Genomic DNA, 14,921 nt, shown 5'->3' on the forward strand with positions numbered 1-14,921 from the left:
TCAAGATCAGTAGCGACAATCACAACAGCTCCTTGTGTCGAATGATTTTGCGAGTGATTTGGGACCAGTACCCACCGTACGGAATGCGCTCGGACAGGTACCCATAGGCGTGGTGCAGCATGGCGTCAGGCACCGGGTGGGCGTGGGGCGCCTCAGCCAGCGGAACATCGCCCAAAAAGACGGCCGCATGGTTCACGCGATCGCTGCGCAACTGCATCAGGATCACATCGCCCGCCCGCGGCCCATCGTCCACCTCAATAAAGCCCGCTGCGGCGAAGTTCTCCAGGTACAGCTCCTGCTCGCCTTCCCACCAGCCGTCTTCGCGCTCAAAGCTGGGTAGCTCGATGCCGCGCTCGCGCCGGTAGTAGTCCTGCACCAGGGTGTAGCAATCCAGTACGCCGTGGTAGAACTGGCGGCCAATCAGCGGCGCCTGGTAGCTCTCTGGACAGAACGATTCGATACCGGCCACCTGTGGTGCGGCCTCACCAGGCATGACCGACACAATCAGCCACTCCAGCGGTTTGACATGCTCGGCCATGGCTTCACACGCGACCCGGTCCGCTTGGCTGGGGGTGGCAGGCATATTCGGATGGGAGTGCACGAATGCGATGATGTCACCAAGCTGCTCAGCAACTGCCCAATCCTGCGGCCGGGTCTCAAAATAGTCTTCCGGCTTGGCTGCCACGTTCACCCCAGGCATGTACGCCTCACGCCGCCCAGCGGCCACTACAAACCCTACGGCTTCCCGTGGATACTCTGCCAAGGCATGAGCCTTGATCGCCTCAATGGTTTTTTTCTGCATACATCACCCATAAAAAAACCGCCCAAAGGCGGCTTAGATTCTCAGCTCTGACTTATAAAACCCAAGTTGATGAAGGTCTAGCTGCATCAATCCCCACAACACCCGCCCCAGCAAGCACTGGAAGAATGTACGTAATACATCGCACCCCCGAATTTGCGCGCTTTGCTGCCAAACACAATGGCCCTGAATCTGAGTCTGCGTTGGCCGAACGTATCTCACACCTATTGTCCTCACCATGGCCATTGCGTAGAAGGTACTGAACTGCATCGACAAAGGACTCTCGTGCAACTCTAACCTCGGTACCTCCAGCCAACACCTTTATCAAACTATCTGTTTTGTCGAGCACGAGGAATTCACGGCTTCCAGAAGGCGTTCTGTACGTTAAATTCAAATCAATCTTTGACCAAATGCACTCGATTAGCATTTCAGCAGCTTTTTTCATGAAAACTCCTAGAAGAGCTGCGATAGTATCGAATTCCTAAAATCAAAACAATTTCATCGGAGTCGGTCAGCGGCCGGTTCGCCGCCAAAGTTAATTTCCGCCTCCGTCGGCGTACAGCCCTGCTGGGCAGCAAAGCGGAGCTGACAGCTACGCACAAACCCAGGACAGCGGTCCATGGCTGGGTCGCTAACCGGATTGTCGTTCTTATCGAACATTGCATACCCCGTGTAACCGCAGTACGGCCCTCGGTATCCGCCTATTCGGGTCCAGGCGCACTGCGTTGTAATCTGGCGCGCTGGCAACTGCTGACCTTGAAAATCCAAAGGACTGGACAGCTCAAACTCCACAATCTCCGCATTGCTGGAGGTGCGCTGCTCGATCAACCAGACCTCATCTGGAAAGGACTGAGCCGGGTCTGCCGTAGGATTGCCCGCTTCAAAGTTTTCCGCGTCCAAATATTTGGTCAACGTCCGACGTCGGATGAACTTCGCGCCCACTAGGTCTCCGTACATACGGCACATGGCGGAGATCACTCCTGGAATGCGTTTACCTTGAGAATCCAGACCGATGTTTCCTACGCGCACTGTCGGCGCAGGCTGGCGACCTTCTCCATTACGCTGAAAGCCGGTTGCCTCAATCGCCCACGGTCCGTAGCGCTTGCCCTGCCACCAGATAGGCTGGTCCTGCGGATAACCGTGAAAGCGCAGCGTGCCAGCGCCAATATCCTCAGCATCCAGCTCGAAGACCTGAACAATCGCGCCGGGCTCGAGTTTTTGAATTTCGCTGTTGATCGTCATGGCCGAAATCCTCGCTCAAACGTGGCAGACAGTCGCCAGGCCTGACCGCCCCCATGAGGCCGGGAGTAGGCCTTGCACTTGACCACAATGGCCGTACTCTGCCCTGGCGGCGTCCAAAGAAAGGAGCGCCATCCGCCATGGCTGTCTAAAAAATCTTGTATTTCCTTGATCCGCTCCTCGCGCCCGAAAAACGTCAGAGGCCAGGTCGACTCACGGGTATTAAGTCCATCTCCGGCATTCTGTTCATAGCCGTCACCAAACTTTGCAGACAACACACGGAACTGCACCTCCTCGGAGATGTTCTGCTGCTCCGGGGCCCAGGCGAATGTTTCCATCATCGTGAGTACCCATTTCGTTGATTCCACAACAAGCCGCCCTGGCGCATCTCACGCACAAGAGCCTGCTGGACATAACCGCCTACCGCCTCAGCCAATTGCCGCCCCTGCTGTACGCCAGCCCCGTCAACCTGGGTCTGAGCGGTGCCGTCATTGGCGATATTGACCTCGACGTTGATCTGGATTGGCTGGCCGCCGCCCCCAGCGCCTGCCGGCACCGTGTTGGCTTTCTTGAGATAGGAGGTCAGATCACTGTTCTGACGCGGGCTTAGGACCCGCTCGCCCTTGTCCAGAAGCCAGGTGCCCTCGCGCGGGATCTGGTCTATGCCGCTGTGGGCCATGCCGGTTAAAGAGGTTGCAGCCATAACACCCACAGACGCATAGCCCAATCCGCGAATCCACGGGGCCAATGCCTCACCTCCTGGCGTAGTAAGTGCCCGTGTATAAGCAAGTTCAGTATTAACAATTGCTTGGGCGATGCTCGCTGCCTTACTTGCTATAAACATAGCCTTGTAGATTGCTGAGCCCTCCATGCCAAGACCTTTTAGCATCTCTGCAGCATCACCCGTAACTGAAGCAAAGTTGGCTAAGGTGACGGAACGCCAAGCATCGGACAGATTTCTCTGCTGCTCATTGTGTTGCTGACTAATGCTTAGAACTGCATCCGCATAAGCCTGCTCATTAATTTGCTTTGTGCTCAAGTACTCTTGATGCTTCTGTATTTCCTCTGCTCTCCACTGATCAAGCTCAGCTCGGGCCTGGGCGACACGAATTAGCTCACCAGAGGCACCGCCGACACTAGCATCTACTCCATCGAACTTCGGCGCAACACTGATATTGCTCGTGACCAACTTGTTCAGCGAGGCTTGGTATTGCTCTGCGCTTAAGCCCGCTTCGCGCAAAACTTTTATCCTCTCTTTAAATTGATCGTTAGTCCGCTCCTCTTCAGTCCGAAGATCCAGCATCAAAGACTGGTAAGCCTCCTGGGCAGCTTTCGTTTTTTCAAAGGCCTCTTTAGTCGCCAACAAAGAGTCAGCCATTTTTAGCTGCTCTGGTGTCGCGCCAGCGACGCGCAACTGATAGCGCTGCATCTCGCTCTCGGACATACCAAGAACAGCCACTTGATCGCGCAGTGTTTGTAGCAGACGCGCAGACTCCTTAGCCGCGTTTGCGCCGCCTTTAGTGCTGTCGCTAGGATTGGTGTTGGCATAGATATTCTTGATCTGTGCTTCTGCTTCCTTGCTAACAGCTATCGCAGCCTCGGCTTGGGAAAAACCTTGCAGCATGTTCTGCAAAATACCGCTTGCCACATCACCCGATACTTCCCCACGCGCGAAGGCATTTGTTGCAGCGATAAGAGCCTGAGTCTTAATCGCCAGCAGCTCAACCTTCTGCCGCTCAATGTCTAAGGCTCGGATATTATTCTGAGCCGCTTCAATGGCCTTCTTGTCCTTATCATCAATAGCAGACTGAAGTTTTTTGAACGCATCAGTCTGAGCCGTGACGATGCCGGCCATTTCCTGCTGAAGTGAGTTCGCGCCAGCCTGAGCTGCTTCAAAAGCCCCTAACTGCTTGGCGTTCATGCCTATTACGTCACGCGCATCAGTCAGCTTCTTCAGGTATTCATCCCATTTCTCAATGCCCATTGCAGCATTAAGGCTGGTTAGGTTGCTCGCACTCTCCTGAGCTGCTACCCCCAATTCCTCGTATAGTTTTTTTACGGCAGCAAGTTTTTCGGAATCATCATTAGCTTTCTTTTGGACTTCAGCAAAATTCGCGGCCGCCACTAGCCACTTATTTAGCACGCTCTGGGGAATGTCTAACTTACTCCCCATTCCATTGATCACCGCATCAAGCTCTTCCCCTTTTTTCTCCGCTTGATTCAGCGCCTCAATCATCTCAAACAGCCCATCTTTAGCGGTACGGAATTGTGGCAAATCAGAGGTTTCAATACTCCCCAAAAGACTTATAAACGCCCCCTCTGCTTTCTTTGCTGACTCCTCTGCTATCTCTGCGTACTCAACCAGCTTTCCCGCCATCTGGGTTCTGCCAAGCTCTTTAAATTTCCCCACAACATCATCTAGTGGCTGAGCCATTTCCTCTAGAGTCTTTTTTACTCGCTCTGAACTGCCTTGAAAATAAAAAAATGCAGAAGAGGCCAGCCCCGCAGCAAGTGTTATGGCGCCGATTGGACCGCCCACCAAGCCGAGCATAGAGGTCCCTAGCGCCCTATTGGCAGTCGCAACTGACGTAGACGCTGCCGCAAGATTCCTTTCTGCATTTGCCAACAAAGAGGTGGCCACCAATTTTTCTTTTTCACTGACTGCCGCAGCCAGGGTCGCTCTAGCCTGCTCTACACGAGCTGCTGCTACTGAACGGGCTGCAAGGGCGGCAGCACGGTCTGCATTAGCACCGGCAATTCTTGCTACTGTTAGCTTGCCCGTCTCTATTCGAGCCAGACCTGTTTTAACGGAGTACGCGGCTAAAGCAGCCCCGCCCACCACCAAGCCGGCATTCAAAACACCACTTAAGTTTTCACCCAGAAGCCCCAACCCTGACGCTAATGCGGCAGTGGCACCACTGGCCTCATTTTGCCAGCCAATGTACTCCCCAAAGGCAGTATTCAAGTTCGTGAGAGCATCTCGCACCGTAGTAGGCATACCCTCAACCTGCTTGATGACAGGCTCATACGCGGACACTAAGGCCTTAGCCATCATTTCGGCGGAGATCTTTCCTTCAACGCCCATTTGACGGATTTCTGCAGCTGTTTTCCCCGAGCTTTTAGCCAAATGCTCAACAATGGTGTCTGCTGTACTGTAGATCGTCATCCAGGCCTGAGCGTCCACTCGACCGCGCTGGAATGATTTGGCCAACGCTTCCATAGCTGCCTCACCGCGCTCGGCATTAGCCCCGTTTACCACCAGCAGACCTGAGAACGCATCAACGGCGTCGATGCTCTGGTCCAGGCTCAGCCCCATTTCACGCAGCACGGGCGAGAGCTGGATGAAAGCCTCGCGCGTCTCATTGATATCGCGAAATGTCAGTTGAGCCGACTGCGCCATGCGCTGCTGGGCACGGTCGTATTCGTCGGCCGTCTCTGTCGCCATGCGCATGCGGCTGGCGTACTGGCCCCAGTTGTCAGCTACATCAATCACATGCATCGCTGAGAAACCGGCTAGCGCTGCCTTCAGCACACGATTGATCGTGGCTGCCGAAGCTGCGGCCTGACGCTCAGTGTTAGCCAGCTCTTTATTTAGGCCATCTACGCTAGGTATTGCGGCGCGTGCGGCACCGCCAATTCCAACCATCCCGCTACTGGCCCGACGAGACGATCCGACGACACGGATGCCCGCAGCCTCCATCGCGGCTAAAGCCTGTTCCAAATCTTTGGCTTTCTGCTCAGCAGATCGGCTGTCAATGGTGATAGCCAGGCGAGATTCTTGCACCATTCAAATTCTCCAGACGAAAAAAAACCCGCCTAAGCGGGCTACTCTAATATGAGCTTCAATCAAACACTGTACTGCGTTCAAACTTCTTGCACTTACCCAAAGTCTCTCGAATCAAAGATGGCCTAGGCGCGGTCTGTACCCTGATACTAAAAATCTTGAAGGCTCCAGAATGAGGGTATAAAAATAGATTGGCTTCTTTCGCATAAAACCCTTTCTGCTGACCATTCGTTAATTCAGACGAGAAAACGTAGCGGGTAGCGTCACGCGGCTCACCTCCTTCCACCACCTCTACAAAATCTGAGCCAACATCAAGCACAACCCGAAATGGTGCCGAGCGCAACTGCCTCTCCCCGGAAGCCCTAAAGGAATACCATGACAGAGGGAGCTATCTTGACTACGCTCTTTCTGTGATATTAGGTAAAGCTTTAGACTCAGAAGACACTCCTGCAACGAGAAAGTCCGCTACACCGTCCATCCCAGGCGTGAACGCTCCAAAGCGCGGCCTGGGTGCTGCGCCAAAATCAGAGAAACCTAAGCGAGAGCGAGTACAAACGACCAAAAAAAGGATCTTTGTAAAGACAGATAACACCAAGGACGATCATTCTTAATTAGAGCTGGACCGCCCATCAATCCTTAGCTTAAAAAAAAATAGCCGCTTAAAAGCGGCTATTTTTTAAAAACCCGAAGCATTCGTGTCACATTATTTCTTTTTTACAGGTGCAGTCTTTACCGACTTTTTACTTTTCGAGCTTGGATTAAAACCGCTAAATCCCGTAACACTACTACGCACCGATATACGAGGCCCAGACAAAGCTAGTTGGCGAAATTTATTTAAATTCTCAAGACTTATTTCCAAGCCATTTCTTTTGAGATACTCTAAGATTCGTTTCTCATCATCACTCACAAAAATCTCCGCTACCTCAAACTAGAGGACACATAAATCACTAAAAAAAACACTCCAGAAACAAAGCTTAAAACTCCCGCCCAATCAAAAAAAATCAAAGCGAAATCGTGATCACTATGATCTTCACTTAAAAGCATGCGTTTTATATACACTCTATTTCTTTTGAATTCAGCCAAAACTATAAAAATCCCTAAGACAAAAGAAGTCAAGCAACCGTAAATCATCCACCTCTTCTCAGCAACAACCACGAATTCCTGTTGCACCAAAATTGCTATCAGAAGAGCAAGCCCGGCAGAGGAAAAAGCAAGAATTTGCTTACTCGTCTCTTGTCCGTAGTTAAGCCATGCATTTATGGAGGCCGCATAGAACTCTACACTCTTCGCACCTGCGAGCTCATCATCTTCTATTCCGATAATTTTTCTCTTAACATGCTCAAACTCATCGACAGTGAGTAGCCCAGCCTCTTTTAGCTCTGCAAATTTTTTTATTTCCTCTGCATCACTCACATGTCTCTCCACGAAAGGTAGCGCAACGATCATAGCACCGTAACTTTTTTTTGCAAAGCCGGCTAAACTTAGGACGACTTCACTCTCCGTCTAGACCTACCGTCCCATGAATACTCTCTTTAAGTGGCTCAGCCTCGATCACCGCTCTCTCGCCAAACAGCGCCTTTTCTGGATCTTTGTCATTGGGCCTACCATCATCTCTGTACTTCTATTAAGCGTTTGGTTTTCATATCCCTGGGACCTGAGCCCAGACGGCTATTCATATTTTTTTGAGAAAAGCAAACTTCCATTTGGAATTTTAGCCGCCGGCGTCGCTGGCGCAGCATTTATAGCATCTATACACCGATCAATACAAACAGAAAAGCAAATAGAAGAAAGCTCAAAAAAATCAAATTTCGATATTTATTCGTCACACAGAAAAGAATTTCTTGAAGCAGCAAAATCATTAAAGCTAAAAAACGGAATAAAAATTTACAACGAACTCTACCCCAACTCAATAAAAATACTAAGTGTAGTAGACACAAACGAAGAATTCATTAAAAACACGAATAAAAAAATATCCGAAACCAACGATCTAATAAAATCCCTAATTAAGGCAATACACACAGGAATCAACAGAACAGATATATTTTCAAGAGGCGATATAAATTACAAATCAAACCTAAACAAAGCAATCAAAGAATGCAATACAGAAATAAGAAAAATAAATAACAAAACCAAAGAAATAGAAGAAGTAACTGAAGAAATACTAATAAAAGAAATAAAAAACAACGAAGCCGATTTCAAAAATATAGCAGATGAAAAAAATAAAGAAATAGATTATTTTATAAAATCAATAAATGATAAAATTAAAATAATAAATTCAGCAACAAATGCCGACATAAAACTATTAACAAAATAAAACAATAATATTTCGAAAACGAAATTAGTTACCAGCTTGATTTTTTGAATGATCGCTTCGAAACTTTCTCTTGATCACACACCTTAGGATCTAGGCTGGCCATTGAGGCGGAAGATGTCATCTTCTGCCCCTTTTTCATGCCCACCAAACATACCCACTCCTTCGCGGTCACTCCCGCTCTAAACGATCAATCGCAAATACCGCCACATCCAGCTCTCTCCTGGTTAGTGGCGTTCCATATGCCTCGACCACGGCAGTGATGTTTGCTGTGGTGAGGGGCAGCGGCATGGCCCCGGCCGCCCCCACCACCATGCCCCGGCACCGATCAGCCGCGCAGTACACGCTGATGATGTGATCGGTGATAGGGTCGGTAGGCGGCTCATCGGGTACCTCAGCGCCCAAGGCCGAATAGATCAGCTTTCGCTTTTGGCTTTGCCCGGCCCATTCTTTTTCCCATTGGAACCGGGCGACGGCTTTTCCACGGTTTCCTTCACCTCCTTCTGCGCACCAGCTGCCACCTGGGCGGCAGTGGCAATCACCCATACGAACAGGTCCGTGTTGCTGGACAGTAGCTTGGCGGCACCCTCTGGCGAATAAGGGACAGCATCGCCGGCGTCATCCAGGATCTCACCCTTCCAGTCCTTAATGATGTAGCGGCCCAGTAGCTGGCACTGCACATCATGCTCGCGTACATCGTTGCCAGAGACACTGATCGCTGTCAGACGCTGGCCCGCGTCCTCTCGTGCGATCAGGCGGCGAGCACGCTCTAGAGCGATCTGATAGGCCTCGGTGTCCAGGCCCGCGAGCTTAAAAGAGACGTCCTCGTCGTAGTCCTCCCAGCGCTCATTCGTGGCTGCAGGCTCTTGCCGGTTAATTCTCAAAGCCATGAATGCTCCTTATGGTCCTGGCGCCGCAGCTGGCGTGCGCGTGATGGTAGGGGCCTGCTTGGCCACTGTGTAGTTCAGCTGGATCTGCAAAATGTCGGATTTGCCGCCACTGGGCAGCTCGCCGTCGATTTCCACTGCGGGTAGCGAGATCTCGTACTTGTTGCCCAAGCTATCGGTGACTGGAAAAGCAACGGCAATCGGCGTGCGTGTGAACTGATTCTTCCACAGCTCCCACGCCTTCTTGGACCAAGCCAGATTGACGGTACCGGTAATGGCTGCCGTCGTTTCAATCAGGGCCCCCGGCCCCAGGCGCTCGGCACCGAAACAGCGCTGCGTCTGCAGGTTGTTATCAATGTTCAGCGTGAGGCCAGAAACGCAGGCTTGTCCAGCCAGCGAGACACCATTGGCTTTCACGTCGCCTACGCTGATCGAAGACATGAACGGCGTATCCGTGGGCGCTGCCGGCGTGGTCGCAAACGGCGTGTCCTTGTCCTCGTAATCCAGACAGGACATCGAGAACGTGACGGTGGCCTTGCCCTCTTCCGGCACTTCCAGGGCCATAGAGCTGACATGTGCGCCTTTGAACAAGGCATAGACGCCGACGTCGCGGTAGCCCTTGGCCACGCTGAATGTGGTACGCGTCTCGCCCACGGTCAGCTTATTGGCCGCCCAAGCGCCATAGAAGGCGGCAGCCAGCAGGTCATCAAACGTGCCGTACGACAACTCGCCGATGATGTCGCCGGCGATATCCACGCTAGTGGTGATGGAACCCTGACCGATACGCGAATCCGTGATTTCTTCGGATTCCTCGGTGTTGGGCGTGGGGGTCAAGGTGTTGCCGGTGACGCGCAGGGTCTGCCAGCCAGAGCTAGGCGTGACGCCGGGCGTGACCTCCTTGACGATGTGGGTTATGACTTTTGCACCGCTGGACATAGCGTACTCCTATTGATGGCGTAAAAAAACCGGCTCTAGGCCGGGTCAGTTCAGGGTTAGAGATGGCTGGATTTCATGCTCCAGCCGTTCGCTCCGCTTTCGCAACTCTGGGATGGCGCGTTTTCGCTCCAGCATCAAGCGGGAGCCGAAGGATGCCTTCACCTGTGTTTCCACTTCTTCGGCTACCAAAGCCTGAAGCTGCTGATAGAGATTCTGCGCTCGCTGATTCAGTGCATCACGCATGCGATAGAACTCTCGAATCAACCGCACTTTGAAGGCAACCACGTCGTCGCTGTTGCGCATGAGCGAGATCAGTAATGCGGCTTGCTGCTCATTGAGCATTGCGTATTCAGTTGGGGGGCCTCCTCCCTGGGGACGCTTTACCACACGCATTTCAAATGCCAGTGGCCCGAACTCCTGCAAAGTCGTAGCATGCTGGCGCACCAGCTGAATGACGCTCTTGTGTTTGGCTCTCATGCCCTGAGCAATCACTAGGCTGGATGCCAGCGGCTCGCCGCTGACGACAGAAACAAGCGGTTCAAATTGATTCATTTTTTAGATCCCAGAAAAGAAAAGGGCCGCCCGCAATGGGCAGCCCCGGACTTTTCAAAGCTCTTCCACCATCTCAGGCTCGGTATCTACCGATTTAAGGTTGCCAAGAAAACAAGAAACCGGCTCGCGTCCGGCAGTACTTTGATTGATGATTCTTATCCAGCCCTGAACCGGATATTGACGTTGATCTGATAGAAGCCCAGGCCCTGCGGCCGGCCAACAGAGTCCCCGGTGCCAACGTCCACCTGACTGGCCTCCAGGCACTCCAAATCGCCCTGGGACCAATAGGAGAAGTGCTCCTCCAAAGAATCCGCCAAGCGATTGAGCGCGCCCAGGCCGGCGCCGATGCGGTCGAAGCACTGGATGGTCACCATGCCGGGCTTGCGGCTATGTGGTCGGTCGGCCATGCCTGCCATGAAGGCCTGTCCATGCTGGATGCTCAGGCGACACCACAGACCTGACTCGGGCGGCGTGAATGCCGTCAGGGCGTTGGGATAGTCGATACGCACCTGGTCGATACCGGGAAAGACTGACATCCGCGCAGTGATAGCGCGCCGAATCTGTTCAAAGGTCATTTGGTGTGTTTCTCCACAACAGCGGCGTAAGCCACGCCATATACGCCAGCAGGCGCTTGACCGGAATGACCGTGTTCAAGGGCCTCGCCATAGGGGACATTGTTCTGGATGACGGTTTCGCAATATGGACTGGCGGCAGAGCCGATAGCTTCATTGCCAGCTTGTAGCGTCTCAGCTCCCGATGGGTCGATTTTCTCCAGGTCACAGCCCAGATCCACCCCGTCGATGCTGACGCGGTGATTTGCCCGGTAAGCACCAGAGTCCACAGGCGAGCCCGCGACAACGGCGGCCAGGGTTTCTACGGCGACCTGATGCCGCTTCTGCCCGAGACCCTGCTCCACCACCTTGATGAACGCCGTGGGCGGTTTGCTCCAGCCAGTCGCCATGTCACACCTTCCGTAGCTGAAGAGTCCAGGACGCACCGGCCGGATCCTGGCCGACATTCAGCACTTCCATGCCGTTGATCATGTCGCCCACCTTTGGCGTTCCGTCCACATCACCTTGCAGCGCAGTCAATTGGGAATCCGTGGCCAAGATCCGGATACCATCGACCAGTTCCAGCTTGTAGCCCCCGATGACGCCTCGGCCGGTATAGGTGATCTCAACCTCTGGCCAGACCTCATTCACCGGGTCGTAGGCAGGCCCGCGCTCGATGCGCCGGCCAGTGAACTCCGATACCGCATCTGCCAGGTCTGTATCGAAAGCCTCGGCAATATCGGCCATCAATTCGTCACGTAGTCCCATATCAATCCACTCCTTTGCGGCACGGATCCGGCTTCCACGGCATGCGTTTCGCTTTAATGGTTCGCTTACCTTGGGCCAATGCCTTAATGACCCTGTGCCGCCCATCTGCTATCCGGCCGTTCCAATCCAGCAAGATTGGCGCATCCAGATCGGCACGCATGACTTTCTTCACATGCCACGCCAACGAATGCATATTGCTGCCTTGCCAAATCTCCCCAGACAGGTCCAGGGCAGCCAGCGGGCAATCAAAAACCGGCAGGTCATCCGCACCGTCCAGGAGGCGGGCCACCGAATATTCGTTACCCTCACCGTCCGAGTAATAGTCCTGTAGTGGATATGCCTGACTAAACGCGACTTTGGGCGCCTTATTTCCCTTGGCCATACACACTCACGCCCTTTTCAGAAAAACGACACCGCCCCGCCCTATCCAGGGCCTGAGCAGCGCCAGGGCGAACCGTTCGCCCGCCGTCAGTTGCTGATAGTTGGCCGCAAAGGTTTTGCTGGACTCGACCGAGTCGGCCTTCACAGACTTACTGGTTACGCCCACCTCAGTAGCGCGGTAAAGCCGATCGGCAGCCGCTTCTATAGCAACCTCGGCACCAGCCTGCTTCCATTGCTGTGGCATCGGATCTAGGCTGGGCAGACGCTGCCCGCCCATCCAGGCATTGGCCAGCAACACCGCCCGCGCCTTTTTGTCCTCGGCAGCCCATGACTGCCCCATCAGCTCGTCCACCTCTGAAACAGTCACGTATTCCATGACTATTCCGAGACGAGCGCCAGGGCCAGGGCCAGCAGTTCGTCCTTGGTGGCCTTGGGGTCGAAATCAATGCCCAAGCCTTTCAGATACTTGCGCAGGGCCGGCAGCCCCATTTGTGCCGGCTCCAGACCTGCTTCCTGGCGCTCGCCCTCGGGCACAACGTGAACAGGCACATCAAGCGCCTTGTAAGCCGCAACGATCTCGGGGAAGCCCCCCATAACCGCTACTTCTTTGACACCGCTTTCGGGGCCTCGAAAATAAATCGGGTTGCGCACGGCCACGGGCTCGCCCTCAGGCAAAGAAATTGCCGCCTGAGTCGTATACAGGATTCTCATGATTACTCCTTGAAAGCGGGGCCGAAGCCCCGCAGAGGTTTAACCGCCCGACTGATCTGGTGTCAGATCGATCAAGACACCAGCAGTCGCCTTATCGCTAGTCGCGTACTTGCCCCAGTTAGCACCGGCGCCCAGAGCTGCCAGGTTCGGATTCACGCCCGACGCCTCTTTCCAGGAGTAGCCCAGCAGATCCACATTGAACGTGCCTTCAGCGCGGTAACCCAGCGCCAAGTTTTCCTGGGTGTTGATCGGGTAGGAGCGCACGCCGGGGACTTGGGATTCGGTCAGGGTGACCGCGCCCGCCTGCAGGCCGAAGATGCTGTTACCCGGCACTTTGTCCGAGACCAGCACAGGCTTGCCCATGGTGCCGGGTGTGCCGCCATAGATCACGATGCCGGCTTCTTCGTAGATCTTCTGATCGATCGCGTCATCTACCAGGTCGAAATACGTAGCGGAGTCCATGCCAAACAGGGCAATGCGGTTAAAGCGGTCACCGAACTTGCGCATGCCCTTGGTCAGGACCTTCTTGTGATCCGTCGCAAAAGCAGCCTTTGCAACCATATTGGCGTTAAAGCCAATGGCAGCGGCCAAGGATGCAAAGGCGACTTCGATGTAGTAGTCGAGGGCTGCATCGGCCATGTCCTGGCCCACCAGCATGGAGAATTCCTCAGGGCTGCGAGCGCGGCGCTTAAAGGCTTCTTCGGTGGTTTCGTAAGGGCCGTATTTCCAGGGCGTCTTAACCCCGATCATTTCACCAGCGCCAATCTTCTTGCCGGTTGCATCGGCGACAGAATTGACATCGCGGTGCTCAAGCGAGCCGCCGATCTTGTAGAAGGCACGCTTGCGCAGATCGCCTTCGATATTCTCGTTCTGCAGCACCAAGGCGCCGCCGGAGGATTGATTGAAAATGGCCAGCACTTCCTGGAGACGCTCCAGATAGGCTGTTTGCGCCAGATCGTTATAGATGATCAGGTCGCTATTGACTGTGGTAGGCATTGAATGCGCTCCTTATTTGGGTAATTTCAGGTAGGCCTCACGGCCGTGATCTTTGACATACGCGGCGATCTCCGCAGGCGACATTTCGCTGCGTTTTTTGCCGCCCTTACCGCCTTTGTCACCGACAGCACCCGCGCCCTGGGCTCGCGGCCACAGGTGCGGTGCCGACTCGCGCAAGCCCTCGGCCCATTCGAGTGGGGAAAGCGGCGTTTTGCCATCCTTGCCATAAACGATCTCGCCGTCAGACATGGCTACAGCCTGGCCATCTTCGTTGAGTTGAAACACGCTACGCGCACGCAGGATCATGTCCTCGGCCGCCTCGGGCAGCGCACCCGACTTGGCAGATGCCTCACGGATGGAATCGGCTAGGACCTTGTCCTTGAACCGCGCCGCGAATGCATCAGCCTTGTCGGCGCGCTCCTTCTCGGCCAGCAGTTTCTTTTCCTGGTCGGCACGCAGGCGCTCGGTGCGACGCGAGACCACCTCATCCAGCTTGCCCTCGGCAATCAGGCGGGTTTCCTCGTCCTGGTCGGCCTTGCTCAGCAAGCCTTTGACCGCATCGAGGTCCAGGCCGTCAAACTGAGCCTTGAATTGCTCCAGCTCGCCCTTGGCGGTCTTGACTGAGCCCAGCAACTCCTGATTTTTGGTTTTCAGGCCTGTGACAGCCTTATCGATGGCCTCCTGCCCTTTTGCGGCCAGCACCTCTTTGAGAGCGGTGGCCTTATCCTCAGGCAGGTCCAGGCCCAGCCCGGCCAGATCGAGATCTTCGAACATGTGGTTTTCCCCTTGGGAAGATTTCGGCCAGCCTCGCCAGCCATAAAAAGGCCACCCCTCAGGCAGCCCAGAAAAAAAAAACCCGCTCAGAGGCGGGTTATGTGTCGTCTTCCAACTCCTGTCGGCGCATGGAAATGTTGATGTGCATATGCAGCCATAGCTCGGGCCGCTCCAGCAAAGGGCGGCGCTCGACTATGCGGTGTTTCCACCATTCGAGAAACATGAAGTCGCA

The 14,921-nt window shown here is 53.9% G+C and carries 20 protein-coding genes; 1 reads left to right on the forward strand and 19 read right to left on the reverse strand.

The features are described from left to right. Positions 1 to 19: 19 nt before the first annotated feature. From AC1RSM_RS05815 to AC1RSM_RS05845, 7 genes are all read right to left on the reverse strand, one after another. Positions 20 to 802, reverse strand: coding sequence for a C40 family peptidase (locus tag AC1RSM_RS05815; RefSeq protein ID WP_492930357.1), 783 nt, complete (start codon positions 800 to 802; stop codon positions 20 to 22). Between the two features lie 52 nt (positions 803 to 854). Then, positions 855 to 1,244, reverse strand: a complete 390-nt coding sequence (locus tag AC1RSM_RS05820; protein WP_492930359.1) for a hypothetical protein — start codon at positions 1,242 to 1,244, stop codon at positions 855 to 857. 53 nt (positions 1,245 to 1,297) lie between these two features. Then, positions 1,298 to 2,041: a phage minor tail protein L gene (locus AC1RSM_RS05825; RefSeq protein ID WP_492930361.1), complete on the reverse strand. Its 744-nt coding sequence runs from the start codon at positions 2,039 to 2,041 to the stop codon at positions 1,298 to 1,300. Further along, a complete protein-coding gene (locus AC1RSM_RS05830; RefSeq protein ID WP_492930363.1) occupies positions 2,038 to 2,379 on the reverse strand; it encodes a phage tail protein in 342 nt (113 codons plus the stop codon). The genes AC1RSM_RS05825 and AC1RSM_RS05830 overlap by 4 nt, the downstream gene beginning before the upstream one ends. After that, positions 2,376 to 5,825, reverse strand: coding sequence for a tape measure protein (locus AC1RSM_RS05835; protein WP_492930365.1), 3,450 nt, complete (start codon positions 5,823 to 5,825; stop codon positions 2,376 to 2,378). Before AC1RSM_RS05835 ends, AC1RSM_RS05830 begins: the two co-directional genes overlap by 4 nt. Positions 5,826 to 6,525: 700 nt before the next feature. Then, positions 6,526 to 6,729 (reverse strand): hypothetical protein, encoded by a 204-nt coding sequence (locus AC1RSM_RS05840; RefSeq protein WP_492930367.1) that lies wholly within the window; start codon positions 6,727 to 6,729, stop codon positions 6,526 to 6,528. A gap of 11 nt (positions 6,730 to 6,740) precedes the next feature. Beyond that, entirely contained in the window at positions 6,741 to 7,235 is a 495-nt protein-coding gene (locus AC1RSM_RS05845) for a hypothetical protein (protein ID WP_492930369.1), read from the reverse strand. A 106-nt stretch (positions 7,236 to 7,341) separates the two neighbouring features. Between AC1RSM_RS05845 and AC1RSM_RS05850 the strand changes: the two genes are divergently transcribed. Beyond that, positions 7,342 to 8,136, forward strand: a complete 795-nt coding sequence (locus AC1RSM_RS05850; protein WP_492930371.1) for a hypothetical protein — start codon at positions 7,342 to 7,344, stop codon at positions 8,134 to 8,136. 413 nt (positions 8,137 to 8,549) lie between these two features. Here the strand turns inward: AC1RSM_RS05850 and AC1RSM_RS05855 are convergent, their stop codons facing one another. From AC1RSM_RS05855 to AC1RSM_RS05910, 12 genes are all read right to left on the reverse strand, one after another. Next, positions 8,550 to 9,023: a phage-derived protein YdaY family protein gene (locus AC1RSM_RS05855; protein ID WP_492930373.1), complete on the reverse strand. Its 474-nt coding sequence runs from the start codon at positions 9,021 to 9,023 to the stop codon at positions 8,550 to 8,552. Between the two features lie 9 nt (positions 9,024 to 9,032). Continuing rightward, positions 9,033 to 9,956, reverse strand: coding sequence for a phage tail tube protein (locus tag AC1RSM_RS05860; RefSeq protein ID WP_492930375.1), 924 nt, complete (start codon positions 9,954 to 9,956; stop codon positions 9,033 to 9,035). 45 nt (positions 9,957 to 10,001) lie between these two features. Beyond that, on the reverse strand, positions 10,002 to 10,508 hold the full coding sequence (locus tag AC1RSM_RS05865; RefSeq protein ID WP_492930377.1) for a Rha family transcriptional regulator: 507 nt from the start codon (positions 10,506 to 10,508) through the stop codon (positions 10,002 to 10,004). Between the two features lie 155 nt (positions 10,509 to 10,663). Beyond that, the gene (locus AC1RSM_RS05870) at positions 10,664 to 11,083 is read right to left on the reverse strand and encodes a hypothetical protein (RefSeq protein ID WP_492930379.1); all 420 of its coding nucleotides are present in this window, start codon (positions 11,081 to 11,083) and stop codon (positions 10,664 to 10,666) included. Further along, positions 11,080 to 11,469: a hypothetical protein gene (locus AC1RSM_RS05875; protein WP_492930381.1), complete on the reverse strand. Its 390-nt coding sequence runs from the start codon at positions 11,467 to 11,469 to the stop codon at positions 11,080 to 11,082. The genes AC1RSM_RS05870 and AC1RSM_RS05875 overlap by 4 nt, the downstream gene beginning before the upstream one ends. 1 nt (position 11,470) lies before the next feature. Further along, complete coding sequence (locus tag AC1RSM_RS05880) at positions 11,471 to 11,827, reverse strand: hypothetical protein (protein ID WP_492930383.1); 357 nt, start codon at positions 11,825 to 11,827, stop codon at positions 11,471 to 11,473. 1 nt (position 11,828) lies between these two features. Beyond that, positions 11,829 to 12,209: a hypothetical protein gene (locus AC1RSM_RS05885; protein WP_492930385.1), complete on the reverse strand. Its 381-nt coding sequence runs from the start codon at positions 12,207 to 12,209 to the stop codon at positions 11,829 to 11,831. A gap of 6 nt (positions 12,210 to 12,215) precedes the next feature. Beyond that, positions 12,216 to 12,584: a hypothetical protein gene (locus AC1RSM_RS05890; RefSeq protein ID WP_492930387.1), complete on the reverse strand. Its 369-nt coding sequence runs from the start codon at positions 12,582 to 12,584 to the stop codon at positions 12,216 to 12,218. Between the two features lie 2 nt (positions 12,585 to 12,586). Then, positions 12,587 to 12,919: a hypothetical protein gene (locus tag AC1RSM_RS05895; protein WP_492930389.1), complete on the reverse strand. Its 333-nt coding sequence runs from the start codon at positions 12,917 to 12,919 to the stop codon at positions 12,587 to 12,589. 39 nt (positions 12,920 to 12,958) lie between these two features. After that, on the reverse strand, positions 12,959 to 13,915 hold the full coding sequence (locus AC1RSM_RS05900) for a major capsid protein (RefSeq protein WP_492930391.1): 957 nt from the start codon (positions 13,913 to 13,915) through the stop codon (positions 12,959 to 12,961). A 12-nt stretch (positions 13,916 to 13,927) separates the two neighbouring features. Further along, positions 13,928 to 14,689: a hypothetical protein gene (locus AC1RSM_RS05905; RefSeq protein ID WP_492930393.1), complete on the reverse strand. Its 762-nt coding sequence runs from the start codon at positions 14,687 to 14,689 to the stop codon at positions 13,928 to 13,930. Positions 14,690 to 14,786: 97 nt separating this feature from the next. Then, entirely contained in the window at positions 14,787 to 14,912 is a 126-nt protein-coding gene (locus AC1RSM_RS05910) for a hypothetical protein (protein WP_268378279.1), read from the reverse strand. Between the last annotated feature and the right edge of the window lie 9 nt (positions 14,913 to 14,921).

It is taken from the genome of Alcaligenes sp. GW821-FHT11D07, assembly GCF_058808495.1.

Bases quoted from the DNA above. Each gene is read 5' to 3' on its own strand.
- AC1RSM_RS05815 (WP_492930357.1), bottom strand. From the start codon at position 802: ATGCAGAAAAAAACCATTGAGGCGATCAAGGCTCATGCCTTGGCAGAG.
- AC1RSM_RS05820 (WP_492930359.1), bottom strand. From the start codon at position 1,244: ATGAAAAAAGCTGCTGAAATGCTAATCGAGTGCATTTGGTCAAAGATT.
- AC1RSM_RS05825 (WP_492930361.1), bottom strand. From the start codon at position 2,041: ATGACGATCAACAGCGAAATTCAAAAACTCGAGCCCGGCGCGATTGTT.
- AC1RSM_RS05830 (WP_492930363.1), bottom strand. From the start codon at position 2,379: ATGATGGAAACATTCGCCTGGGCCCCGGAGCAGCAGAACATCTCCGAG.
- AC1RSM_RS05835 (WP_492930365.1), bottom strand. From the start codon at position 5,825: ATGGTGCAAGAATCTCGCCTGGCTATCACCATTGACAGCCGATCTGCT.
- AC1RSM_RS05850 (WP_492930371.1), top strand. From the start codon at position 7,342: ATGAATACTCTCTTTAAGTGGCTCAGCCTCGATCACCGCTCTCTCGCC.
- AC1RSM_RS05855 (WP_492930373.1), bottom strand. From the start codon at position 9,023: ATGGCTTTGAGAATTAACCGGCAAGAGCCTGCAGCCACGAATGAGCGC.
- AC1RSM_RS05860 (WP_492930375.1), bottom strand. From the start codon at position 9,956: ATGTCCAGCGGTGCAAAAGTCATAACCCACATCGTCAAGGAGGTCACG.
- AC1RSM_RS05865 (WP_492930377.1), bottom strand. From the start codon at position 10,508: ATGAATCAATTTGAACCGCTTGTTTCTGTCGTCAGCGGCGAGCCGCTG.
- AC1RSM_RS05870 (WP_492930379.1), bottom strand. From the start codon at position 11,083: ATGACCTTTGAACAGATTCGGCGCGCTATCACTGCGCGGATGTCAGTC.
- AC1RSM_RS05875 (WP_492930381.1), bottom strand. From the start codon at position 11,469: ATGGCGACTGGCTGGAGCAAACCGCCCACGGCGTTCATCAAGGTGGTG.
- AC1RSM_RS05880 (WP_492930383.1), bottom strand. From the start codon at position 11,827: ATGGGACTACGTGACGAATTGATGGCCGATATTGCCGAGGCTTTCGAT.
- AC1RSM_RS05885 (WP_492930385.1), bottom strand. From the start codon at position 12,209: ATGGCCAAGGGAAATAAGGCGCCCAAAGTCGCGTTTAGTCAGGCATAT.
- AC1RSM_RS05890 (WP_492930387.1), bottom strand. From the start codon at position 12,584: ATGGAATACGTGACTGTTTCAGAGGTGGACGAGCTGATGGGGCAGTCA.
- AC1RSM_RS05895 (WP_492930389.1), bottom strand. From the start codon at position 12,919: ATGAGAATCCTGTATACGACTCAGGCGGCAATTTCTTTGCCTGAGGGC.
- AC1RSM_RS05900 (WP_492930391.1), bottom strand. From the start codon at position 13,915: ATGCCTACCACAGTCAATAGCGACCTGATCATCTATAACGATCTGGCG.
- AC1RSM_RS05905 (WP_492930393.1), bottom strand. From the start codon at position 14,689: ATGTTCGAAGATCTCGATCTGGCCGGGCTGGGCCTGGACCTGCCTGAG.
- AC1RSM_RS05910 (WP_268378279.1), bottom strand. From the start codon at position 14,912: ATGTTTCTCGAATGGTGGAAACACCGCATAGTCGAGCGCCGCCCTTTG.